The organism is Pseudomonas sp. UME65 (assembly GCF_014170225.1).
GTDB lineage: Bacteria > Pseudomonadota > Gammaproteobacteria > Pseudomonadales > Pseudomonadaceae > Aquipseudomonas > Aquipseudomonas protegens.
Map to the genome: position 1 here is coordinate 722,689 of NZ_LZZQ01000014.1, position 22,841 is coordinate 745,529.

A 22,841-nucleotide genomic window follows, 5' to 3' on the forward strand; every position below is an offset into this window, starting at 1 on the left:
ACATCAGGGAACCTGCCATGAAAATCACTGCCGCGGTTACACGCGCCAACAGCAACGGTTTCTCCATCGAAAACCTGGAGCTGGACGAACCCCGGGATGACGAAGTGTTGGTACGCATCGTCGGCGTGGGTATTTGCCACACCGACCTGGTTGCCGCCGCCGGTGTCTTGCCGATCCAGCCTCCGGCGGTGTTCGGCCACGAAGGTGCTGGTGTGGTAATCAAGACAGGCAGCAAAGTCACCGGAGTCCAGTCGGGTGATCATGTGGCCCTGAGCTTTCACTCCTGCGGTGAATGCCCACGCTGCAGACTCGACGATCCGTCCTACTGCCACTCCTTTGGCCTGCTCAACTTCACCGGTATTCGCCAGGGCGGCAGCAATCTGCATGATGCGACCGGTGCGGCGGTGGCCGGCAACTTCTTTGGCCAATCATCCTTTGCCAGCCATTGCGTGGCCAACCAGCGCAACGTCGTCAAAGTCAGCAAAGACATCCCGCTGGAACTGGTAGGCCCACTGGGCTGTGGTATCCAGACCGGATTCGGCGGCGTAGCCAGGGCCCTGGCCTGTGAAGCCGACTCCTCCATCCTGATTCTGGGCGGTGGTGCAGTGGGCCTGTCTGCAGTCATGGCGGCAGTGATTCGCGGCTGCCAGCAGATCATCCTCACCGAGCCCCATGCGGCCCGCCGTGCCCTGGCGCTGGAACTGGGCGCGACCGCCGTTATCGATCCACTCAGCGAGGATGTCGAGCAGGTCGTCAAAGGCCTCCTGCCGGCAGGTGTGAACTATGCATTCGACACCTCAGGCATCGGCGCCGCACTGGAAACGGCTTACCGCTGCCTGGCGCCACGCGCCACCTTTGGCCTGGTGGGCGTGCCGCAGGACTGGGAGCAGAAGTTGCCCGGTACCCTGGCCGAGATGGTCCAGAGCGGCATCATTTTCAAGGGCATCATCGAAGGCGACAGCGATCCCCAGCAGTCGATTCCAGAACTGATCGCCCTGTACCAGGCCGGCCGCCTGCCAATAGACAAGCTGGTCACGACCTTCCCCCTCGCACAAATCAACAAAGCCATCGCCGCCCAGCATGCGGGCACCTGCGTCAAGCCTGTGCTATTGGCCGGTTGATTTGAATTTCGTCTTCGCCATTCGAGGAATCGCTGCATGGCTACTCCCCTTCTCCGTCACCCCGGTTATCACGCCAAGTGCGCGCCCGAGCGCATTGCCGTGTTGATCGCCGAAACGGGTGCGTCACTCACCTATCATGAGCTGGACGCCTTCGCCAACCGCCTGGCACGCCTCTATCAGTCGCTCGGGCTGGAATATGGCGATCATGTCGCCTACCAGTTGGAAAACCGCGTGGAGTGCCCTGCCCTGCAATGGGGTGCCCACTATGCCGGGCTGTACTACACCTTCCTGAGCACCCGGCTAACGCCCGCCGAAAGCGCCTACATCGTCGAGGATTGTGACGCCAAGCTGTTGGTCTTAAGCGCCAAATGCGCCACGCCAGAGCTGCTCGCGGCAATCGCCAGCCTGCCATCCGCCCCCAGGGTGTTCATTCTCGACGCACAGCGCCCCGCTACGGAGTCGCTGCTCGCGGCCGTGCAGCAGTACTCTCCCGCCACGTTGGAGGATCCGCGCGAAGGCAGTGAGATGCTTTATTCATCCGGCACCACGGGACGCCCCAAAGGGGTCAAGCCGAAGCTCACAGGGCTGCCCCTGGGCAGTACCGAGGTAATTGCCCAGCAGTTGGAAAAGGCCTTTGCCGTCAACGAACACTCCGTGTACCTGTCACCCGCCCCCTACTACCACGCTGCCCCGCTGAAATGGGTAAGGGGGGTGCATGTGCTCGGCGGCACCGCGATTCTGATGGAGAAGTTCGAGCCTGAAGCGGCCCTTGCCGCCATCGACGAATACCAGGTAACCCACAGCCAGTGGGTGCCGACCATGTTCCATCGCCTGCTCAACCTGCCGAATGAAACCAGGAACAGATACTCCCTGAGCAGCCAGCAGGTAGCCGTGCATGCCGCCGCCCCCTGCCCGATTCCCACCAAGCAGGCCATGATCGATTGGTGGGGACCGATCCTCTACGAGTACTACGGCAGTACCGAACAGATCGGCATGACCATGGCCAGCACCGACGACTGGCTCAGGCATCCGGGTACGGTGGGACGCGCCATCTACGGCCGCCTGCATATCCTCGGCGAGGATGGCCGCGAGCTGCCAGCGGGCGAGGATGGCCTGGTGTATTTCTCCGATAGCCTGCCGTTCTCCTACCACAAGGACCCGGTCAAGACGGCCGAAGCCTACAATGACAAGGGCTGGGCCTGCGTGGGCGACATCGGTCACCTAGACGCCGATGGCTACCTCTATCTGACCGACCGCAAGAGCCACATGATCATCTCCGGCGGCGTCAACGTGTATCCACAGGAAACCGAAAACGTCCTGCTCAGCCACCCGCAGGTGCTGGACGCCGCCGTGATCGGCATTCCTGACAACGACCTGGGTGAGTCGGTCCACGCGGTGGTTCAGCTGCATGACCACAACCAGGCCAGTGACGCCCTCGCCGCGGAGCTCAACCAGTTCTGCCGCGCGCAATTGTCCTCGATCAAATGCCCGCGCAGCATCGAGTTCCGCCAGGACCTGCCTCGCGAGCCCACGGGCAAGCTGCTCAAGCGCCTGCTGCGCGATGAGTACGCCAGGGCCGCACGGTGAGGAGGCGAGGATGAACGGAACCTGCATCATCATCGGCGCCAGCCATGCCGGTATACAGATGGCCGTCGGCGTACGCCAGGAGGGCTGGCAGGGACGCATCCTGCTCATTGGCGACGAGCCTTCGCTGCCCTACCACCGCCCGCCGCTGTCCAAGGCCTATCTCAAGGGAGAGTCCGAGGTGGCGATCATCCACCCACAGGCCAGCCTGGATAAATACGGCATCGAGTTCCTGCCCTCCACACGCGTGTCACGGATAGACCGCCAGGCCCATGAAGTGCTGCTGGATAACCACCAGCGCCTTGCCTACACCAAGCTGGCGCTTTGCACCGGCGCTCGCCTGCGCCGCCTGGGCATCAGGGGCGGCGAACTGGCCGGCGTGCATTACCTGCGCGATCTCGCCGATGCCGACCGTCTGCGCGCGGAGCTACCAGGAGCCCGCACTGCGGTGGTTATCGGCGCGGGGTACATCGGCCTGGAAACCGCCGCCAGCCTGCGCCAGCTAGGCCTGGAGGTCAGCGTGCTGGAGGCCGCGCCGCGCATTCTCGGACGCAGCGTCGATGCATCGGTATCGGCATTCTTCGAGGCTCTGCATCGCGCTCATGGTGTGACCATCCGGACCGGATGCCAGGTCAGTGAGCTGCTGGGCCATGAACGCGTCGAAGCGGTGCTATGCGGCGACGGCACCCGCTATCCGGCAGACCTGGTGGTGATCGGCATAGGGGTACAAGCCAATATCGAGCTGGCCAAGGACGCGGGGCTGGCCATCGACGATGGCATCCTGGTCGATAGCCATGGCCGAACATCCGATGCCGACATTGTCGCCGCCGGGGATTGCACCCGCTTTCCGAGCCCGCACCTGCGGCGCATGGTACGCCTGGAATGCCTGGCCAATGCCAGCGATCAGGCGAGGTCGGCAGCCGCCACCTTGTGCGGTCATGAAAAACGCCATGAGGCCCTACCATGGTTCTGGTCGGATCAGTACGACACCCGTCTCCAGATCGCCGGTCTAGTCGATGAATACGAGTGCGTGGTACAACGTGGAGACGCTTGCGCCGGTAGCTTTTCCCGGTTCTACCTGCACGATGGGGTGATCCTCAGCGCCCTGTGCGTGAACCGCCCCAAGGAGTTCATCGCCAGCAAGCGGTTGATCGCCACGGCGACGCGGGTCGATCCGCTCAAGCTGGCCGATGAAACCTGCGATATCAACGCGGCGCTGCCTGCCCAGCCAGCCTGAACGGCTTGCCCCACTGGCGCAGGGATGCGCCCGGAGAAATGCCCAACGAGAGCGGCCTTGACCTAATCACTCGCCAATAAGAACAAGAACAATGAAGACCTGCTTGCAGCCCCAGGCTTATCCACCTGCCGGCTTCATCCCGCGCCATCTTTACGACGTGCTGCTGAGCAAGCTCACCACGCACCGTCTGACACTGCTCCGCGCCCCCGCAGGCTATGGCAAGAGCACGGCACTGGCTTACTGCATGCAGCATGTCCATCGCGCCAACGCCCAGGGGATATGGATTTCGGCCGAGCAATGGAGCGAGGTCGGCAGCGAAACGCTTCTGCATGCCATTTGCCAGCAGCTGCCAGGCTCCACCGCCACCACTGCTGAAACGCTGCTGGCACGCCTGCAGAACCTCAAGGCGCCCCTGGTCATATTCATCGACGCTTATGAGCAACTGGAAAGCCCGCATAGCACGGGCTTGCTGGAGCAGATCCTCCAACTCGACCAGCCACGCCTGCATATCGCCCTGGCCTGTCGCCATCAACCGGCCCTGAAGCTTTCCCGCCTGGAGATGCGAAGCCAGTTGCACAGCATCGACAGCACGCAATTGAGCTTCAGCGCCGACGAAACCAACCTGCTGCTCAGCCAGGAACTGCCCGCCAGCCAGCGCGAGCACTTGCACCAGCTAACCGAAGGCTGGCCGCTTGCGGTCAACCTGTGCCGCATCCTCGGACGAGACAAGAAACAATCAGCCAAGCTGGTGACCTTCTCCGGCAGGGACCAGGGCCTGCGTACCTTCTTCGAGGAGCAGGTGCTGACCCATCTGGATCGGCAGCAGCAAGCCTTCCTTCACGATTTTGCCGTAATCGGCAGCGGTTGCGGCGCACTCTGCGACTACGCGCTGCAACGCCGGGATAGCCATGAACAACTGGAAGGCCTGTACCGCGCCGGGGCATTCCTCGAAACGCGCGACCGCAACCTAGACGACTACCGCCTGCACCCCCTGTTCCGCGAATTCCTGTTGGATCAGGGCCACACCTCGGCCCATCAGCGCAAGTTGCTGGTGCGAGCCACGCGCTGGTCGATCCGCCACCAGCGCTATCGGCTGGCCGCCGACTATGCCCGGGCCAGCGGCGAGCCGCGCGTCGCCCGTCTGGTGATCAGCAAGACCAGCGAGATCCTGGTACGCAATCTCGGCGAGTTGCCCACCATCGTTGACTGGACCCGTGACATGCAGGTCGGCCCCATCTTCGAATGGAACGAACTGGTGTACTGGTCAACCTGGTCACTGGCCTTTTCCTACTGCTGGCAGGAAGCGCACGAGCGCATCCTGCAACTGACCTCGGCCATCCGTAACAACACCGGCCTCAGCCCCCAGGAACGACGCGACCATACGTCCAAGCTCGACTCACTGGAACTGGTGCTGGCCATCTTCCAGGACCGGACCGCAGGCGTGGCGGAGCGTTCGAGCCACTGGCTGGAACAGCACCCGGATGCCGATGCCTTCGACATCGCGGTGATCGCCAGCGCCCAGCTCATTGCACTGCGTCTCGACGCCGACTGCAGCGGCGCAGCGAGCGCCGGTATCCGCGCCATATCGGCCATCCAGCGCTCCGGCAGCGTGTACGGCAAGATCTGGGTCAACCTGCTCAACGCCCTCTATCAACTGGAGTTCGGTGACTACAGCCGCGCCCGCCTGCTGCTCAACGAGCAGTTCTACCTGGCCGCCCAGGAAATCGGCGAACACTCCGCGATCCTCTCCACCTGCGCGCTGCTGCTATCGCGCATCGCTTACGAGCATGACGACCTGGACGGGGCCGGCGACTACGTCGAGATCGGCTACCGGCATATCAGAAGCCACGGCCTTATCGAGAGCGCCATCGCCGGGATCGCCGTACGCGCCCGCCTGGCAGCCCGCAGCAGCCTGGGCGAGGCCCTGCAGGTGCTGGATGAGGCGCAGGCGATCAGCGCGCTCTACCCTCGACGCCTGGAAACGCTGCTGCACCAACAGCGTATCGAACTGCTGCTCGATCACGGCCGTACCAGCGAAGCGCTGATTGCCGCCAACGCACTGGAACAGCTGATGGCGCAGCCCGAGTATCAGGACACCCGCCTGGTGCCAAGGTTGAATCAGGCCTATGTCGAGCTGCTGCTGAGCTGCGCCCGCGAACACCATGCCGACGCCGAAAGGCGCTACCGGCAACTGCTGGACGAACCGGCGCTGCAGCTCCAGCCCCTGCTCCATTGCCGAGTGCTGATCGTTCAGGCCGCCCTGCTGACGCAGACCGAAAGCGCAGCCGCAGCCGGCAAGGTCATGTGCGGGGCGCTCAAGGTGGCCCGCGAAAACAACCTCTACCGGGTCTTCCTCGACCTGCGGCGCTTCTCGGCATCGCCCATGCAGTGGCTATGCAATGCCGGCGGACAGCACCTGCCCTCGAGCGAGCGGGAGCTGTTCGCACGGCTGTGCGACGCCCTGCAGTTGCGAGCGCAATCCTGCAAGAAGGCTACGCAGCTGGCAGAGCCGTTATCGCGGCGCGAACTGGAATTGCTGGCGCTGCTCGAATCCGGGCTGACCTACCAGCAGATCGCCGACCAGCTGTTCATTTCCCTGGCCACGGTCAAATGGCATGTCTACAACATCTACGGCAAGCTCGGGGTGAAAAACCGCTCCGGAGCCCTGGTCGTCGCCCGCCAGCTGCAACTACTGAACCACGGCGAGTAACTCCCACCCGCCCATTTCCTGGCGACTGCGTCGTGCCATGCACGGCGCGTGCGCGGCGCCACATCACGCCTGCCGCCAGAAGCCGACCCCGAAGGCCAAACCAGACTTTCTCCTAGGTTTCCCACACCGCGCGAGTGCCAAAGTCAGCTCACAAAAACAACATTGGCAAACGCCGTGGAGGCACTATGAGTACCGTCACCCCAAAGGATATCCAGTTTCGCAAATTGATGGACGCCCCCTTGCTGGCATGGCCCACCATGCTGCTGTTCTTCGGTTCCCTGGGCACCCTGGGACTGGTGGACTACCACGCCGTGGCGGGCAACATCCCGCTCTGGGTGGGGACGATCATCAATGGGCTGGTCATCTACCTGCTGTTCAGCTGCGTACACGATGCCTCCCACGGGGCCGTCTCGCGCATCAAATGGATCAATGAGCTGCCTGGCCATATCGGCATGTTCTTCTTCGGCCCGATCGCGCCATTCAACGTCGCCCGTTTCATCCATATGCAGCACCACCGCTTCACCAACGACAGCACCATGGATCCCGATCACTTCGGGCACAAGATGGACTGGTTGTTCCCCCTGCGCTGGAGCAATTTCGACTACTACTACACCAAGTACTTCTTCATGCGTGCGCCCGCCGCCATGCGCAAGAAGTTCCTGCCACGCCTGATCATCCACTTCTCCGTGATCATCGGCGTGCTGATCGCCCTGACGCTGGCCGGCTATGGCCTGGAAGCCCTGATGCTATGGATTCTGCCGACCCGCATCAGCTCCTTCCTGTTCGTCATGGCCTTCGTCTACCTGCCCCATGAACCCTTCCAGAGCACGGCCAAGGAGGATGAATACCGCGCCTCCAACATCCGCCCGGGCGCAGAGTGGTTGCTGACCCCGCTGCTGGCCTACCAGAACTACCACCTGATGCACCACCTGTACCCGACTGCGCCCTTCTACAACATGATCAAACTGTGGGAACTGCGGCACGCCGAGCACATGGCCAACTCACCGCTGATCGTCAAAACCTTCGGCCTGCAGCCACTCGACGAGCATGCCCGCCATGCCGGGAGGGACGCCGCATGAAGCGCTGGCAATGTCGTTACTGCTCATTCATCTACGACGAAGCATTGGGCCTGCCGGCGGAAGGCATCGCCCCGGGAACGCCGTTGAGCGACGTGCCGGACGACTGGATGTGCCCGGACTGCGGCGCGACCAAGGTCGATTTCGACGAGATCTGACGCACATTCCACCAGGAGGGGCCATCACGCCCCTCCGCCCCCAGTCGAGAAGAACCACCATCCTCGGGGCCATAGGGCTCCCGTCGATCAGGAGTCGAGAATGAGTAACCTTGCCCGCCTGCCGACTCTACAATCTCCCCCGCAACTGGTGATGTCCAAACTGCAGCCACCTCAGGAGCCCGCCCAGCAAGAGCCGCGCCTCGCCATACTGGGCAGGCTGGCGCAGCGCTCGCCACGCAAGCTCGTACTGGTGCATGCCCCCGCCGGTTTCGGCAAGACCACCTTGCTCCTGCAATACCTGGCGGCCTGCCGGCGGGAAAAACGCCGCACGCTATGGCTGAGCCTGGACGCCGCCGACAACGACCTCGAGCGCTTCGTCCGCCACTTGCAGGTCGGCTGGAACGCCAGTGCGCAACAACCGGCACATGCCACCGGCCTGATCGAGCAACTGGCCCTGTGCGCACAACCCTTTTCCATTCTGCTCGATGAATTCGAGGTGATTCAGGCCCCGGACGTTCTCTCCCTACTGCAACAATTGCTGGAGTACCTGCCACCCCAGGGTGAAGTGGTCATCAGCTCGCGGCAGATACCGGCCCTACGACTGGCCACCCTGCGCGCCCGGGGTCAGTTGCTGGAGATCACCCGCGAGGATCTCTGCCTCAGCCTCGAAGAAACCACCCGCCTGCTGCATGCCCGCCTGCCCCAGGAGCTCAGCGCGCAGGACATCGGTCTGCTGCATTCGCGAACGGAGGGCTGGGTGGCAGCCATTCAGCTCCTGACCCTTTCGCTGCCGCGGCACAGCGGCCCCAGCGCTCTCCTGCACCACTTCTCGGGTAGCCATTGCGAACTGGCCAACTACCTGACCGAAGACATCCTGCTGCGCCTTGCCCCGGAGCAGCAGGATTTCCTCCTCGCCAGCAGTGTGTTCGAACAGTTCGATGCCGAGGCCTGCGACTGGCTCATGCAACGACGGGACAGCCGGGAAGTGCTGGCCCGCCTGCTGCGCGACAACCTGTTCCTGCTGCCCCTCGACAGCCAGGGCAGCCTCTACCGCTACCACAGTCTGTTCGTCAGCTACCTGCGCAGCCAGCTTGCCCGACAACCTGGTGACCGCCATGGGCAGCTCCAGCGGCGGGCGGCCCAATGGTTCATCCGACAGAACAGACCGATCCGGGCCATCGACCACCTGCTGCTGGCCGGCGAGGCCGAGGCCGCCCTGGAATTGCTCGAAGACCACGCCCAGGCCTTGCTCGAGGATGGCCGTGTACGCCGCCTGCTACGTTGGTTCGACCAACTGCCCACGGACCTGCTCGTCAACCACCCACGCCTGCGCCTGTCCTATGCCTGGGCGCTGATCCTCAACCGCCGTCATGCCGAAGCCTCCTCGCATATTGCGGCGATAAAGCGGGACGCCCCGTCCGAGGCAGCTCATGCGCATACCCTCGAGTGCCTGATGCTGGCCATGAGCGATCGTATCGAGGAGTGCTTTCGGGCCTGCAGCGAGCATCTCCCACAACTGTCCGATGGACACCCGCTGCAACAAGGCATCCTGGTCACGATCCAGTCCCACCACATGATTGCCGCCAACCGCTACGACGAGGCGCGCCAGCTGATGGTTCAGGCCATCGACCAGGAAACCCAGATCCGCAACACCTTCATCCGTACCATCGGCGACTACAACGAAGGCTGGATCGAACTGCTCCAGGGGCGTCTGATCCAAGCCCAGGTTCGCCTGCAGACCAGCTACCGCAGCTCCTGGCGCGAGGGACAGAAGGGGGTGCCTGGTGGTCGCGCCATGATCGGCGTGCCGCTGGCCGAAGTGTTGTATGAGATGAACCGGCTCGAGCAGGCCCGTCGCCTGATTGGCGAGTGCCTACCCTATGCGCGGCAGAACGGCCACGTCGATGCGCTGATCCTCTCCTATGTGCTGCTCTCGCGCCTGGCCACCTGCGAGGATGACCGGGAAACCGCGCTGCGCTACCTCACCGAGCTGGAGAATATCGGCCTCGACCTCGACCTGCCCCGGGTTCGCGCCAGCGCGCGTCTGGAGCAGGCCAGGCTGCACTGGCTGCATGGCGACCTGTTCCTCAGCGAGCGCATCGTCCGCGAGGTCGAGAGCATGCCGCTGTGGCAGGAACTGGCGGGCTATACCTTACCGGCCCAGGAGATCGAAACTCCGCAAGTGATGCGCTGGCGCCTGGCGATTGCCAACGGGCAGGCGGCCGTGGTGGAAGAGGATATCCGTCGGGCCTGCGCCCAGGCCCGGCAGAACCTGCGCCTGCGTCGCTGCCTGAAACTCAAGCTGCTGCTGGCCACGGCCCTGTACGCCCAGGGCAAGCAGCAAGCGGCATTGCAGCTGATCAGCGAAGCGCTGCAGCTGGCCGGCAATGAAGGCTTCTTCCGCAGCTTTCTCGACGAAGGCAGCGCCCTGCATCCGCTGCTGCGTCTCTGGCAGGCCCGGCAGCAGCATGTGCCACTGCCAGAGGGCATCAGCGCCAGCTTTGTCGAACAGCTGTTCGAGCAGGTGGGTGGCGAGCCACCGAGCGCGGAGGCATCGCGAGGGCAGACCGCATCGAAGGCTGTCGTTATCGAGCCACTGAGCAAGCGTGAACTGCAGGTGCTGCATTACATCGCCGAGGGGCTGCGCAATCGCGAGATCGCCGACAAGATCTTTCTCTCGGAAACGACGGTCAAGGCCCACCTGCGTCGCATCCACTCCAAGCTCGATGCTCACTCACGCACCCAGGCCGTTGCCATCGCCCGGCGGCACGGCTGGATCTGAACAGGCGGAAAGCCATGAGCAGGCTCAGCAGCCTGCCCATGGCTAAACCTGGATAGCCCGCAGCCCCCTACGCATGCAGAGCGAACCTCAACCGACGGTGCATGATCCCAGGATCGACTGCTTGAACTTCCGGCTGATCGGCCGCGCGCCCAACCATTGCATGAGCAGCGCCTGATAGAACTCGTCACCCGGAATCGGCTGGCTTTCCTGACCGTTGTAAACGAAGACGGTGCCACGCCCCGGGAGGTAGTTGAAGGCGATCCAACTGCCCGCGGGAAAGCCGCTCTCCACCGGCCCGGCCTTGATCAACTGCGCCAGCGCTTGGGATACCCGCTCGAACATCTCCGGCTCGACGTTGACAATAATGTCTTCGACCATAACCTTGCGGCCGCGCTCGAAACTCATGCCATCAACGAAAATCACTCGAGCGCTCTTGGGTTCCTGACTGGTGAACACCTTTGCCGCGCTTTCGCATCCATCCAGCAGATACAGGCCCAGCACATAATCCACCCTCCCACCGGGGCGGCTGCGCACACCCGTGCCGAGCAACTCCAGCCTTTGCCCGGCGACCACCTCGGACACCTGCATGGATATACCATCGGGCAGATTCAGCGCTGCGGCCCACAACGCCCCCGCCCAGAGGCTTGCGAATAACCCCATGAAACTTCCGCCGATACGACTCATGGCACGCCCTCACTGGTTGGTTTGCTATTCCATGATTGGCTACACAGCACCTAGCGCAGCAAACGGAAGCAGTCCCTGATTTCACGAACAAATAAATCCGGTTGTTCAAACGCGGCAAAATGCCCACCGCGCTCTACCTCATTCCAGTAAATGAGCTGGCTCATGCAGCGCTCGGCCCAGCTACGCGCGGCCTGATAGATTTCCTTTGGGAAAATGCTGCAACCCACAGGCAGATCAAGCTGGCGCGCACCAAAGCCATCGGCAAAGCTCTCCCAGTACAGGCGAGCGGACGATGCCCCCTTGTTGCCCAGCCAATAGAGCATGATGTTGTCGAGCACCTCGTCTTGGGAAAACACTCGACCCGGCTCGCCATCACCGTCAGACCAGGACACCAGCTTCTCGAATATCCACGCGGCCTGTCCCGCAGGCGAGTCCGCCAGGGCATAACCCAGGGTCTGCGGACAGGTCATCTGCTGCATGGCATACGCCGCTTGCCCCTGCTGGTACTGAACCATGGCCCCAAGCATGCGCGCCTCATCGTCACTGAGGTTGTCATACGGCGGCTCAGGCAGAACCAGCGGCATATTCAGATGAATACCCAGCAATCCCCTGGGCCGGCGCTGGCCCAGCTCAGTGGTAACCGCCGCCCCCCAATCTCCGCCCTGAGCGACATAGCTCTCGTAACCCAGGCGCTCCATCAAGATCGCCCAGGCTCTGGCAATCTGCGCCACTCCCCAACCGGGGCCAGTGGGGCTGGAAGAAAATCCGTAACCGGGCAGCGATGGGATCACCAGATGGAAGGCATCCGCGGCACTACCGCCATGTGCTTGCGGGTCGACCAGCGGATCGATCACCTTGAGGAACTCAATGATCGATCCCGGCCAGCCATGGGTCAGGAGCAACGGCATGGCGTTGGGGTTGGCCGAGCGCACATGTAAGAAATGGATATCCACGCCGTCGATACGTGTACGGAATTGCCCCAGCTGATTCAGGCGAGCCTCACAGCGTCGCCAGTCGTACGCGTGTCGCCAGTAGTGGAGCAAGTCCTGCAAATGCTTCAGGGGAACGCCCTGGCTCCAGTCGCCAACTGTTTCCGCCGAAGCCCAGCGGGTGTTGTCCAGGCGACGCTGAAGATCCACCAACACATCGTCAGCGACCTTGAGAACAAAAGACTCAATAGCTTCACTCACCACACAATTCCTTTATGACAGGCAAAAAGAGCCGGCCACGGAGACCGGCTAAAAATTGGGATGACTAACGGCTGCGATCTAGCGTGGAGGCATCCGCAGAGCGCCATCCAGGCGGATGGTTTCTCCGTTGAGCATCGGGTTCTCGATGATCTGCTGAGCGAGTTGGGCAAACTCAGAGGGATAGCCCAGTCGCGAAGGGAATGGCACCTGATCGCCCAGAGCCTTCTTGGCGTCATCGGGCAACATGTTGAGGATCGGCGTCGCGAACAGGCCCGGAGCTATGGTGCAGATACGGATGCCGCTGCGTGCAAGCTCCCGGGCGATAGGCAGGGTCATACCCACCACGCCCCCCTTGGACGCCGCATAAGCGGCCTGGCCGATCTGGCCGTCATATGCCGCAATTGAGGCGGTGTTGATCAGCACACCGCGCTCACCCTGCTCGTTAGGAGTGTTCTGGCTCATCTGGAAAGCAGCCAGGCGGATGACGTTGAAGGTACCGATCAGATTGACCTCGATCACCTTGGCGAAACTCTCCAGACGATGCGGCGCCTCCTTGCCCAGCACCTTTTCCGGATTGCCGATACCGGCGCAACTGATCGCGCCATGCAGGCCGCCGAAGCGATCGACAGCCAACTGTACGGCGGCTTGCACATCCTCTGCCGAGGTCACATTGACCTTGGCAAAGGCACAACGCTCGCCGAGACGCGCCGCCAGGCTCTCGCCCATTTCGCTGTTCATGTCCGCCAGCACGACCTTGGCGCCTTGGGCGACCAGGTGTTCAGCAGTGGCTGCGCCAAGCCCGGAGGCGGCGCCCGTTACCAGAAATACCTTGTCTTGTACTTGCATGTTCAAATCCTTACGCCTTCATCAATCAATAAAAACGCTGCGCGTCGCGAGCCATGCACTTCAGTCGCTCGGGCACGCCGAGGCCTACCGCCCCAGCCCACTCCACGACCTGTTCGGCACCGAGCCAGTCGATGTACTTCAGCGGTCCGCCCATATGCGTCGGGAAGCCTAGCCCCATGGTCATCGCGGTATCCAGCTCATGGGCACTGCCCACCACACCTTCATCCAGGCAATGCACGGCCTCCAGCAGCATCGGCAGCATCAGACGACGGACAATCTGTTGATCACCGACCTCGGCAGCCAAAGCATCAATACGCACTACCTCGCGGATATCCGTGGTGGGGATCTTGCGAACCTTGCCCCCTTCGTCACGCTGGTACTGGTAGAAGCCCGAGCCACTTTTCTGCCCCAGTCGCCCCAGCCTGACCAGCGCATCCAGATGGCGGCTCAGCTCTGCCGACATGCGCCGTGGATAGGCCGAGCCGATGGTGCGAAAGACATGCGCGGCGGTATCGATCCCGACCACGTCATTCAGATAGGCCGGCCCCATCGGCCAACCGAATGCTTCCATGACCTGGTCGATGCGCTGGAAGTCGACGCCCTCGCCCAGCAACTCCAGGAAAGCCAGGATGTAGGGCGTCAATACGCGGTTCACCAGGAAACCCGGGCAATCGCTCACGACGATGGGCGTCTTGCCCAGGGCCAGAACGTATTGCACGGCAGTGCACAGGCTGGCTTGATCGGTATGCTCACCGCGCACCACTTCAACGAGGGGCATCTGCGGTACGGGATTGAAGAAGTGCAAACCCACCAGGCGTTTCGAGTCCTGCAGCGCATCGGCCATCTCACGCAGGCACAACGAGGAGGTGTTGGTGGCTATCACGCAGTCATCCGCAACGACCGACTCCAGCCCCTGCAAGACCTCCCGCTTGACGTCCAGCTTCTCCACGACGGCTTCGACAACGATCTGCACGTCGTCAAACCCTTCGTACTCCAGCAAGGGGGTAATGCGAGCCAGTGCTGCATCGGCCGTCGGTCGGCTCATGCGGGCGGAAGCGACACCCTTGTCGAGTAGACGACGGGCTTCCCCCATGCATGCCTGCAGCGCCGGAAACGAGATGTCCTTGACCCTGACATCGATGCCCTTGATCGCATTGCCGTAGGCAATCCCACCGCCCATGATGCCGGCGCCCAGTACCGCGCTACGCGAGACCGGGCGGGCATCGGCGCGGTACTGGCGCAGGGTTTTCTTCAACGCCTGATCGTTCAGGAATGCCTGTACCAGGCTGGAGGCGGCCTGGGTTCTGGCTACCTGGCCAAAGACTCTGGACTCAAGCTCCAACGCCTGCTGCCCATCCAGGGGCAGCGCATCCTGCAACAGCGTAATGGCCATCTGCGCGGCAGGCAGGTGTTGGTTGCCTCGCTGTTGCAGGCGCTCCCGCTCCTGCTGAAACATCTGGTTGGCCAGTTGTGGATCGGTCAGGACCGGCTGCCGCTTACGCTGACGAGCAGAGCGCCAATCCAACTCCCCGCACGCCGCCTGTCGCAGCATATGCAAGGAAACGCCCCGCAGGCTTTCCGGTTCGGCGATGGCATCAACCACAGAACCCGCCAAAGCGTCTTCCGCCGTCACCTGACGCCCGCTGACAATCCAGTGCAGGGCGGTATGGGCTCCCCCTACCCGAGGCAGACGCACTGTTCCACCAAAACCGGGAATCAGCCCTAGTTTGACTTCCGGCAAGCCGATTTCAGCCGTCGTCGACTGCACACGGAAGTCCGTGCTCAACGCCAGCTCGAGCCCGCCACCCAGCGCGTAGCCATTGATCACGGAAAGGGTCGGCACCGGCAGGTTTTCCAATGCCAGGAACGACTGGTTGGAGCGGCTGACATCGGCGCTGATGTCCTCGGCGGAAAGCGCAAACAGTGCCGCGAACTCAGTGATGTCAGCACCAACGATGAACACATCCTTGGCGCTGGTGACCAGCAATCCGCGCAAAGCCGGATCACCGGCAATCGATTCGACCGCCTCGCGCAGCTCGCGCACCGTGGTCTTGTCCAGCTTGTTGATGGGCTCGCCAGCACGATCGAAACACAGCTCGACGAAGCCGTCTCCCAGCGACAGCAGACGGAGGGTTTTACCTTGATACATATGCCCTCCTCAGTTCCCGAAGAAACCGTTGACCACGCCAAGCTGCTCACGGCATTCGGCGATAATCCTCTTGAGCAACTGCTCGCATGTCGGGATATCGCCGATCAGGCCAACCACCTGCCCCGCCCACACCAGGCCGGCATTCAGGTCACCTGTTTCCAGAGCCAGACGCCCCTTCTGCCCGGACACCAGATGCTGGATGTCCTTGAACTCGCAGCCCCCCTCACGGCGCTCGAGGCTGACCACCTCGTTCGACACCGGAGTTTTCAGTACGCGTCCAGTGTTGTGCAGGGTGCGGAAAATCAGATTGGTTTCACGCTCGGAAGCGCCAACCAGCGCTTCCTTGATCGCCTGGTGAATCGGTGCCTCGACCGTTGCGCAGAAACGGGTGCCCATGTTCACCCCTTCGGCCCCCAGCACCAGCGCAGCCGCCAGGCCACGGCCATCGGCAATGCCGCCGGAAGCGATCACGGGAATGTTCAGGGTACGGGCAGCCAGCGGAATCAGCACCAACCCGCCCACATCATCTTCACCTGGGTGACCGGCACACTCGAAGCCGTCGATGGACACCACGTCCACACCGTTGCGCTCGGCCGACAGGGCATGCCGCAGCGAGGTGCATTTGTGCAGGATCTTCACGCCGTTCTCTTTGAAACGGGCGATGAATTCCTTCGGGCTGTTGCCTGCGGTTTCCACCACTTTCACGCCGCTGTCGATGATCGCTTCGACGTACTCGGCGTAAGGCGGCGGATTGACCGAGGGCAGGATGGTCAGGTTCACGCCGAACGGTTTCGAGGTCATGCCCCGGGTCCGCTCGATTTCCGCGCGCAGATCCTGCGGTGTTGGCTGTGTCAGGCCGGTGAGCATGCCCAGTCCACCCGCGTTGGAGACAGCCGCGGCCATTTCCGCACGCCCCACCCACTGCATGCCGCCTTGCACGATCGGCAATTCGATTCCCAGAAGCTCGGTAATCCGGGTTTTCATGGCAACGCTCCTCACAAACGCTCGATGATGGTGACGTTGGCCATGCCGCCGCCTTCGCACATGGTCTGCAGGCCATAGCGCTTGCCGCGTACATTCAGGGCATTGATCAGGGTGGTCATCAGCTTGGTGCCCGAGGCCCCCAGCGGGTGACCCAGGGCAATGGCCCCGCCATGCACATTGAGGCGAGACGCATCCGCGCCGAGCGCTTGCAACCAGGCCAGAGGCACGGAGGCAAAGGCCTCGTTGACCTCGTACAGGTCAATGTCGTCGATCCGCATACCGGACTTTTCCAGTGCCCGTTGCGTCGCGGGAATGGGGGCTTCGAGCATGATCACCGGGTCATGGCCCAGCACGCTCATGTGATGGATCCGGGCCAGCGGCTCGACGCCCAGCGCCTTGAGGCCACGCTCGTTGACCACCATGACCCCGGAGGCACCATCGCAAACCTGGCTGGCGTTGGCGGCGGAAATCACCCCGCCTTCATGCAGCAGCCTGACGCTGCCGATACTTTCCAGGGTGGCATCGGAACGGATGCCCTCATCGACCAGATGCAGATCATCCAGGGCACCCGCCTCGGCAGTACGGACCTGCAGCGCAAGGATTTCATTCTTGAATACCCCCGCCTCGACGGCGCGCGCCGCGAGTTGGTGGCTGGTCAGGGCGAAGCGATCCAGGTCCTCGCGGCTGAAGCCATACTTCTGCGCCATGCGTTCGGCACCAGTGAACTGGCTGAAGCGCACACCGGGGTAACGCTCCTGCATCGCCGGCCCGACATAGAGGCCATAACCATGCTCGTGAGGCAGCGTGCTGGGCAGGAACATCGGCACACGGGTCATGCTCTCGACGCCGGCGGCAATGACAATATCCTGAGTGCCGGACATCACCGCCTGAGCGGCAAAGTGCAGGGCCTGCTGGGAAGAGCCGCACTGACGATCCAGGCTGGTTCCCGGCACGCTTTCCGGCAGCACGGAGGACATGATGGCGTTGCGGGCAATGTTGTTGGACTGCTCACCGATCTGGCTGACGCAGCCCATGATCACGTCATCGATCCGCACCGGGTCGACATCTACCCGGGCAACCAGCTCATTGAGCACCTGGGCGGACAGATCCGCCGGGTGCCAACCAGACAGGCGCCCGTTACGACGCCCTCCCGCGGTACGAACTGCTGCAACGATATAGGCCTGGCTCATGTCTTGCCTCCTCATCCCAAACTGACAGCCTGCTTTCAAGCAGGCGGGTTTCATGCGCAGTAGCGCGATGGGACAAAGCCTATGGCGTGATGTTGGAAGCCGCGGCGTTCTTTAGGACTAATCTGCCTCCCAATCCGCCTGGCCAAGAATCGCCGGGAAACCCCGTGAAAATGATTCTGAAGCCAATCAGTCAAGATGCGTAGCGATGAAATAACCTGCCCAGGAAGCCTCCCTGCACCGTCAACGCCTTGTGCAAATTAGTTCGTTTGAACCCATTCAAGCGCCTGTCGTTTCCCTAGGATCAGCTCCACCACTCCCTCGTTCAGCGACTCATGGAGTGCACCAGAACAACAACAAGAGCGATCACTATCATGAAAAAACTCACCCGACCGGCTCGTCTTTCAGCGCTCACCGCCGCAGCTCTGCTGTTAGGCGCCACACAGGCGAATGCCGAAGAGGGACATTGGTGGCTGCGAACCGGCCCTGCCTTCGTCGACTTCAAGAACGACGTCACGCTGAAGGCCCCCATGCTCGGGGGTGAAATCCCCGGTGCCAGCGCCGATGTTAAAGACAACCTCACCCTGGCTGCCGAGATCGGCTACAGCTTCACCGAAAACTGGGCCGTTGGCCTGACCGTGGGTTATCCACCAACCACCGAACTGAAAGCGGGCGGCTCGCTGAAAGGACTGGGCAAACTGGGCAGCATCACCTATGGCCCGGCTGCCTTGACTGCGCAGTACCGCTTTACCAATTTCGGCAAGTTCCAACCCTACCTTGGGGCCGGATGGTCCTACATGCTTGTCCTGGACTCCAAAGACAAAGCCGTCAGCAATCTGAATGTCGACGACGTCAATGGCCTGGTCCTGCAGGGCGGCTTCGAATATCGCAGCAGCGACAACATGGGCCTGTTCTTCGACGTCAAGCGCTTCTACCTGGAAGCCGAGGCCACGGGTAACGCTCCTCCAGCCATGGGCGGCATTCCGGTCAAGGCTGACATTGTCCTCGACCCCACCGTCTATACCGCTGGCGTGGTGTTCTACTTCTGACCCCGCAAAGCACCGATAGCGTGGCGCTATCGGTGCCTGACCGCCATCTCGCATTGGCTATTTCAGCCAATGGCGTGTCGAGAAGGAGCAAGCAATCATGCCGTACTGGACGAAAACGAAGATCTCTCAGCGCCTGGTACTCTGCCTGAGCATGATCCTCATTCTGGTGGTGTTCCTCGGCGTGTTTGCCCTGGCGAACCTGGCCAAGATCCGCACCACCAATCAACTGCTGCAAAACACATGGCTGCCACAGCAAGCCTGGCTGAATGAAATGCAAGGCCAGTTGGATGCCGACACAGTGGACAGCACGGCATTGCGCAACCTGCTCGATGCACTGCCGGCCACACTGCCCGCCGGACAATACCAGGAAATCCACGACGCACTGCTCGGCTACCTGGCCAACCCTCGGACGCATGGCATCTTACGGGCAGCCTTGCTACGACTGAACCAGCAGCAGCTTGCACAGAGCCATCGGATGGCCGCAGCCGATGCCGCCGTGCAAGATCATGTCGGCAATGTGGTGGTGACGGTCATTCCCCCCGTGCTGGCGCTTACCCTGGTTCTGCTCTGGCAACTGATCAGAAGCATCACCAAGCCCCTGCAGGCGGCAGTCGCCGTTGCGGAAACCATCGCCGCCGGCAAGCTCAACTGCCGGATAGAGATCGACGGACCGGATGAAACCCGGCGACTTGGCCTGGCGCTGGAGACCATGCGCGACAACCTGCACAGTACCCTGACGCAGATTCAGCACAGCAGCACCGATCTGCTCCAGGCCGCGGACGCTATGCGCAAGGCGGCACAGGTCACCACGGACAACCTGCAGCAGCAGAGCCAGCAGGTCGAGCAGACCGCTACCGCCATCAACCAGATGGCCGTCTCGGTCGAGGAGGTCGCTCAGCATGCCAATGCCACGGCGCAGAACTCGCGAGATTGTGTCAGCGCCTCCACGGACGGGCAGCAGCGTTTGTCCGCGACCGTCGCCGATATCCAGACGCTGGCGCAACAGGTGCTTGGAGTCTGCCAACAGTCCGAGGAGCTGGCACACAAGGCCGAAGACATTGGCCAGACACTGGTGATCATCCGCAATATTGCCGAGCAGACCAACCTGCTGGCGCTGAACGCCGCCATCGAGGCCGCGCGAGCCGGTGACAGTGGCCGTGGATTTGCGGTGGTGGCGGACGAGGTGCGTGCCCTGGCGCAACGAACCCAGGCATCAACCAAAGACATCGAGCAGATCGTCAGCCTGATCCAGCAAGGTACGCTGCAAACAACCCAAGCCCTGCAGAGCAGTGCCCAGCAAGCCAACCAGACCCTGACGCGAACCACGCAGACCAATGACAGCCTGCAACACTTTGCGGAGCTTACGGCGAAAATCAACGACAACAACATGACCATCGCCAGCGCCACGGAAGAGCAGGCCATGGTTTCGCGGGAAATCGACGGTAATCTGCTACGCATCCATGACCTGACCAGCCTCAGCCTGGAGCAGGCCCAGATCACTGCCAGGGCTGGAGAAGCATTGACCGGGCTGGCCAGTCACCTGCGCCAGGTAGTCGGCCGCTTCACGTTGTGAAACTGGAGAAAAGGCCCGGCAAGTTGCCGGGCCTGGTTCTTTGCCAGCGGCAGGTGGGAGACAGGGTCAGCACAGCTCCAGCGCAATTGCCGTGGCCTCGCCACCGCCGATGCACAAGCTGGCCACTCCCTTGCGCAAGCCCCGGGCTCTCAAGGCACCCAGCAGGGTCACTAGAATACGTGCCCCTGACGCCCCGATCGGATGGCCCAAGGCACAAGCGCCACCATTGACGTTGACCTTGCCGGCGGGCAAGTCCAGCTCGCGCATGGCTGCAAGCGTAACAACGGCAAAGGCTTCGTTGATCTCATACAGATCGACCTCCTGCGCAGACCAGCCGACCTGCCCCAGCAGTTTGCGCATCGCCCCCACCGGGGCTGTGGTGAACAACGCGGGCTGCTGGGCATACCCGGCATGACCCCGGACGACAGCCAGTGGCTGTAGGCCCAGCTCCGCAGCGGTGGACGCACGCATCAGCAAGAGCGCAGCGGCACCATCGGCTATGGAGCTGGAATTGGCTGCCGTGACCGTACCATCTTTGCGAAAAGCCGGTTTGAGGCGACCGATCTTGTCCGGGTCGCCCTTTTGCGGCGGCTCATCCTCCGCCACGTGGGCCACTGTGCCCCTTTGCGGCACCTGCACGGCAGCCACTTCCCATGCAAACTCGCCGCGTTCGGCCGCGGCACGGGCTCGCTCCAGAGATTGGCGGGCAAAGCCGTCCTGCTCCTCTCGCGTGAAGCCATAAGCGTCTGCACACTCCTCCGCAAAGGTGCCCATCAAACGGCCGCGCGTGGAATCGTCATAGGCATCTTCCAGGCCATCGAAAAACATATGGTCGATTACCTGGCCATGCCCCATGCGCATACCACCACGAACCTTGGGCAGCAGATAGGGCGCGTTGCTCATGCTCTCCATGCCGCCGGCAAGCATTATTCGATTGCTGCCGGCGAGAAGCATGTCATGGGCGATCATCACGGCCTTCATACCCGAGCCACAGACCTTGCTCACCTGGCCGCAGGTTACCGACAACGGTAACCCTGCCTTCAGACTGGCCTGACGCGCCGGAGACTGCCCCAGGCCCGCAGGCAACACACAACCGAGCAACACCTCATCGACCCGCTCCCCACTCAAGCCACCACGGCGCACTGCCTCACGCAGCACGATGCCCCCCAGATCGGTGCAGTTGAGGGAGGCGAGCATGCCCTGAAACGCACCGAGCGGCGTACGCACCGCCGAAACGATTACAACCGGATCGTTCATCAGCATGTCCTCAACCAATCAGCTCACGGCCAAACAGGTTACGTGCCACGACCCAGCGTTGCACTTCATTGGCACCCTCATAGATCTCACCGATCTTGGCATCCCGATAGATCGACTCCAGCGGGAAGTAGGTAGCAGTTTCCTTCAGTTCCCGCACAAACCCATAGGCACCGCAAACCTGGATGGCGTCGCGGGCCACCTCCACAGCCAGGCGGCTACCGGCGATCTTGGCCATGGCCGCCTCTACCTCGGCCTGCCCCTCCTGGTCGTAGCGCAACGCCGCCTTCGTGTAGAGATTGCGGGCGTTTTCGATTCCCAGCGCATGCTCGGCAAAAACAAATTGCCAGTGCTGGAAACGGGCCAATTCCTGGCCAAACACTTTGCGTTTGCTGCTGTAGTCGACAGCGAAATCCACTGCGGCCTGGGCCATGCCAACGCCAATGGCACCGATGCCCATCCGTCCCAGCATCAACGCCCCGAGCGCAGCACGCAAACCACCCCCCACGTCACCAACGACATGGTCATCGGCGACGAAGACGTTCTCGATACGCACATCAGCCGTCAGTTGCGCATGGTTGCCCATCTTGAGGTCCGGCTCACCGACCGTTACACCCGGGTCGTGCATATCCACGCACAGCATGGTCAGTCGATCCCCGGTACGGCACAGCAGCAGGATCAGATCGGCGGCAACCGAGTTGGTAATCCAGCGCTTGTGTGCATTCACCCGCCAACCGCCCTCTACCCGCTCCGCAACGCTGTGCATGGAACCGACGGATAGATCGGTGCTTGCTTCCGGCTCACTGGTGGCAAAAGCGCCGACGAAACCGCCCTTGATCAGTTGCGGCAGATAACGCTGGCGCAACGCCGGCCCGGCGCGATCCAGGGTTTTCCCCACCAGGATCGCCTGGCCGTCGTACAGCGCCGAAGCGGCACCTGGCGAGTAATAGGCCAGCTCCTCGATTGCAACCAGAGTAGCCAGGGTCGGGTGCTGCAAACCGCGCCCGCCAACATCAGCGGCAAACGGGATTTCATACAGCCCGGCCTCACTCATCAGCTCGAACAGTTCACGCGGGAAACCATCACGGCGCTCAGCCGCTGTATTCAGGGCATGGGCTCTTGGACGCAGCTCTCGCTCGGCGAACGCTCGGGCCTCGGCACGAATGGTGCGGGTTTCCTCGGGCAGGAAAATATCGCTGAACAGGTGTTCGGAACGACGGCGGGGATAGGTCATCTTGCTCTCCGTTTTTTGTTCTG

17 protein-coding genes and 1 pseudogene are annotated in these 22,841 nt (G+C 62.3%); 10 read left to right on the forward strand and 8 right to left on the reverse strand.

The features are described 5' to 3' along the window. Window positions 1-17: 17 nt before the first annotated feature. The 7 genes from A9971_RS23470 (at window position 18) to A9971_RS23500 (ending at window position 10,668) form a co-directional block, all read left to right on the forward strand. Complete coding sequence (locus tag A9971_RS23470; RefSeq protein WP_009616273.1) at window positions 18-1,121, forward strand: NAD(P)-dependent alcohol dehydrogenase; 1,104 nt, start codon at window positions 18-20, stop codon at window positions 1,119-1,121. 36 nt (window positions 1,122-1,157) lie between these two features. Continuing rightward, window positions 1,158-2,708 (forward strand): acyl-CoA synthetase, encoded by a 1,551-nt coding sequence (locus A9971_RS23475; protein ID WP_009616272.1) that lies wholly within the window; start codon window positions 1,158-1,160, stop codon window positions 2,706-2,708. A 10-nt stretch (window positions 2,709-2,718) separates the two neighbouring features. Beyond that, window positions 2,719-3,942 carry an NAD(P)/FAD-dependent oxidoreductase gene (locus A9971_RS23480; protein WP_009616271.1) on the forward strand — a complete coding sequence of 408 codons (1,224 nt, stop codon included), beginning with the start codon at window positions 2,719-2,721 and terminating at the stop codon, window positions 3,940-3,942. A gap of 91 nt (window positions 3,943-4,033) precedes the next feature. Next, the gene (locus tag A9971_RS23485) at window positions 4,034-6,652 is read left to right on the forward strand and encodes a LuxR C-terminal-related transcriptional regulator (RefSeq protein WP_009616269.1); all 2,619 of its coding nucleotides are present in this window, start codon (window positions 4,034-4,036) and stop codon (window positions 6,650-6,652) included. A 185-nt stretch (window positions 6,653-6,837) separates the two neighbouring features. Next, the gene (locus tag A9971_RS23490) at window positions 6,838-7,731 is read left to right on the forward strand and encodes a fatty acid desaturase (RefSeq protein WP_009616267.1); all 894 of its coding nucleotides are present in this window, start codon (window positions 6,838-6,840) and stop codon (window positions 7,729-7,731) included. Then, the gene (locus A9971_RS23495) at window positions 7,728-7,886 is read left to right on the forward strand and encodes a rubredoxin (RefSeq protein ID WP_009616265.1); all 159 of its coding nucleotides are present in this window, start codon (window positions 7,728-7,730) and stop codon (window positions 7,884-7,886) included. The genes A9971_RS23490 and A9971_RS23495 overlap by 4 nt, the downstream gene beginning before the upstream one ends. Before the next feature lie 100 nt (window positions 7,887-7,986). Next, window positions 7,987-10,668 (forward strand): LuxR C-terminal-related transcriptional regulator, encoded by a 2,682-nt coding sequence (locus A9971_RS23500; protein WP_009616263.1) that lies wholly within the window; start codon window positions 7,987-7,989, stop codon window positions 10,666-10,668. Between the two features lie 87 nt (window positions 10,669-10,755). On the opposite strand, the gene A9971_RS23505 is transcribed toward A9971_RS23500, so the two are convergent. The 6 genes from A9971_RS23505 to A9971_RS23530 all read right to left on the reverse strand — a co-directional run bounded on the left by A9971_RS23505 (window position 10,756) and on the right by A9971_RS23530 (window position 17,711). After that, window positions 10,756-11,352 (reverse strand): chalcone isomerase family protein, encoded by a 597-nt coding sequence (locus A9971_RS23505; protein WP_009616261.1) that lies wholly within the window; start codon window positions 11,350-11,352, stop codon window positions 10,756-10,758. A 50-nt stretch (window positions 11,353-11,402) separates the two neighbouring features. Further along, complete coding sequence (locus A9971_RS23510; RefSeq protein WP_009616259.1) at window positions 11,403-12,542, reverse strand: epoxide hydrolase family protein; 1,140 nt, start codon at window positions 12,540-12,542, stop codon at window positions 11,403-11,405. Between the two features lie 78 nt (window positions 12,543-12,620). Further along, on the reverse strand, window positions 12,621-13,388 hold the full coding sequence (locus A9971_RS23515; protein ID WP_009616257.1) for a 3-hydroxyacyl-CoA dehydrogenase: 768 nt from the start codon (window positions 13,386-13,388) through the stop codon (window positions 12,621-12,623). A gap of 25 nt (window positions 13,389-13,413) precedes the next feature. After that, complete coding sequence (locus A9971_RS23520; protein ID WP_009616255.1) at window positions 13,414-15,537, reverse strand: 3-hydroxyacyl-CoA dehydrogenase NAD-binding domain-containing protein; 2,124 nt, start codon at window positions 15,535-15,537, stop codon at window positions 13,414-13,416. 9 nt (window positions 15,538-15,546) lie between these two features. Further along, entirely contained in the window at window positions 15,547-16,521 is a 975-nt protein-coding gene (locus A9971_RS23525; RefSeq protein WP_009616253.1) for a nitronate monooxygenase family protein, read from the reverse strand. A gap of 11 nt (window positions 16,522-16,532) precedes the next feature. Continuing rightward, window positions 16,533-17,711, reverse strand: a complete 1,179-nt coding sequence (locus A9971_RS23530) for an acetyl-CoA C-acetyltransferase (RefSeq protein WP_009616251.1) — start codon at window positions 17,709-17,711, stop codon at window positions 16,533-16,535. Window positions 17,712-18,082: 371 nt separating this feature from the next. Between A9971_RS23530 and A9971_RS23535 the strand changes: the two genes are divergently transcribed. The 3 genes and pseudogenes from A9971_RS23535 to A9971_RS33300 all read left to right on the forward strand — a co-directional run bounded on the left by A9971_RS23535 (window position 18,083) and on the right by A9971_RS33300 (window position 20,330). Next, window positions 18,083-18,757, forward strand: coding sequence for an OmpW family protein (locus A9971_RS23535; RefSeq protein WP_009616249.1), 675 nt, complete (start codon window positions 18,083-18,085; stop codon window positions 18,755-18,757). Window positions 18,758-19,232: 475 nt separating this feature from the next. Then, window positions 19,233-19,472: pseudogene (locus A9971_RS33295) on the forward strand (HAMP domain-containing protein); the annotation flags it as partial. Window positions 19,473-19,541: 69 nt separating this feature from the next. Beyond that, window positions 19,542-20,330, forward strand: a complete 789-nt coding sequence (locus tag A9971_RS33300) for a methyl-accepting chemotaxis protein (RefSeq protein WP_404944716.1) — start codon at window positions 19,542-19,544, stop codon at window positions 20,328-20,330. Between the two features lie 66 nt (window positions 20,331-20,396). Here the strand turns inward: A9971_RS33300 and A9971_RS23545 are convergent, their stop codons facing one another. Together A9971_RS23545 and A9971_RS23550 are read right to left on the reverse strand one after the other, a co-directional pair. Then, window positions 20,397-21,587: an acetyl-CoA C-acyltransferase gene (locus A9971_RS23545; protein ID WP_009616246.1), complete on the reverse strand. Its 1,191-nt coding sequence runs from the start codon at window positions 21,585-21,587 to the stop codon at window positions 20,397-20,399. 10 nt (window positions 21,588-21,597) lie between these two features. Then, window positions 21,598-22,818, reverse strand: a complete 1,221-nt coding sequence (locus A9971_RS23550; RefSeq protein ID WP_009616244.1) for an acyl-CoA dehydrogenase family protein — start codon at window positions 22,816-22,818, stop codon at window positions 21,598-21,600. Window positions 22,819-22,841 lie beyond the last annotated feature (23 nt).

Coding starts and splice junctions, on each gene's coding strand:
- A9971_RS23545 (WP_009616246.1), bottom strand. CDS start 21,587: ATGAACGATCCGGTTGTAATCGTTTCGGCGGTGCGTACGCCGCTCGGT.
- A9971_RS23480 (WP_009616271.1), top strand. CDS start 2,719: ATGAACGGAACCTGCATCATCATCGGCGCCAGCCATGCCGGTATACAG.
- A9971_RS23490 (WP_009616267.1), top strand. CDS start 6,838: ATGAGTACCGTCACCCCAAAGGATATCCAGTTTCGCAAATTGATGGAC.
- A9971_RS23505 (WP_009616261.1), bottom strand. CDS start 11,352: ATGAGTCGTATCGGCGGAAGTTTCATGGGGTTATTCGCAAGCCTCTGG.
- A9971_RS23530 (WP_009616251.1), bottom strand. CDS start 17,711: ATGAGCCAGGCCTATATCGTTGCAGCAGTTCGTACCGCGGGAGGGCGT.
- A9971_RS23525 (WP_009616253.1), bottom strand. CDS start 16,521: ATGAAAACCCGGATTACCGAGCTTCTGGGAATCGAATTGCCGATCGTG.
- A9971_RS23475 (WP_009616272.1), top strand. CDS start 1,158: ATGGCTACTCCCCTTCTCCGTCACCCCGGTTATCACGCCAAGTGCGCG.
- A9971_RS23535 (WP_009616249.1), top strand. CDS start 18,083: ATGAAAAAACTCACCCGACCGGCTCGTCTTTCAGCGCTCACCGCCGCA.
- A9971_RS23500 (WP_009616263.1), top strand. CDS start 7,987: ATGAGTAACCTTGCCCGCCTGCCGACTCTACAATCTCCCCCGCAACTG.
- A9971_RS23520 (WP_009616255.1), bottom strand. CDS start 15,537: ATGTATCAAGGTAAAACCCTCCGTCTGCTGTCGCTGGGAGACGGCTTC.
- A9971_RS23470 (WP_009616273.1), top strand. CDS start 18: ATGAAAATCACTGCCGCGGTTACACGCGCCAACAGCAACGGTTTCTCC.
- A9971_RS23495 (WP_009616265.1), top strand. CDS start 7,728: ATGAAGCGCTGGCAATGTCGTTACTGCTCATTCATCTACGACGAAGCA.
- A9971_RS23515 (WP_009616257.1), bottom strand. CDS start 13,388: ATGCAAGTACAAGACAAGGTATTTCTGGTAACGGGCGCCGCCTCCGGG.
- A9971_RS23485 (WP_009616269.1), top strand. CDS start 4,034: ATGAAGACCTGCTTGCAGCCCCAGGCTTATCCACCTGCCGGCTTCATC.
- A9971_RS23550 (WP_009616244.1), bottom strand. CDS start 22,818: ATGACCTATCCCCGCCGTCGTTCCGAACACCTGTTCAGCGATATTTTC.
- A9971_RS33300 (WP_404944716.1), top strand. CDS start 19,542: ATGCGCAAGGCGGCACAGGTCACCACGGACAACCTGCAGCAGCAGAGC.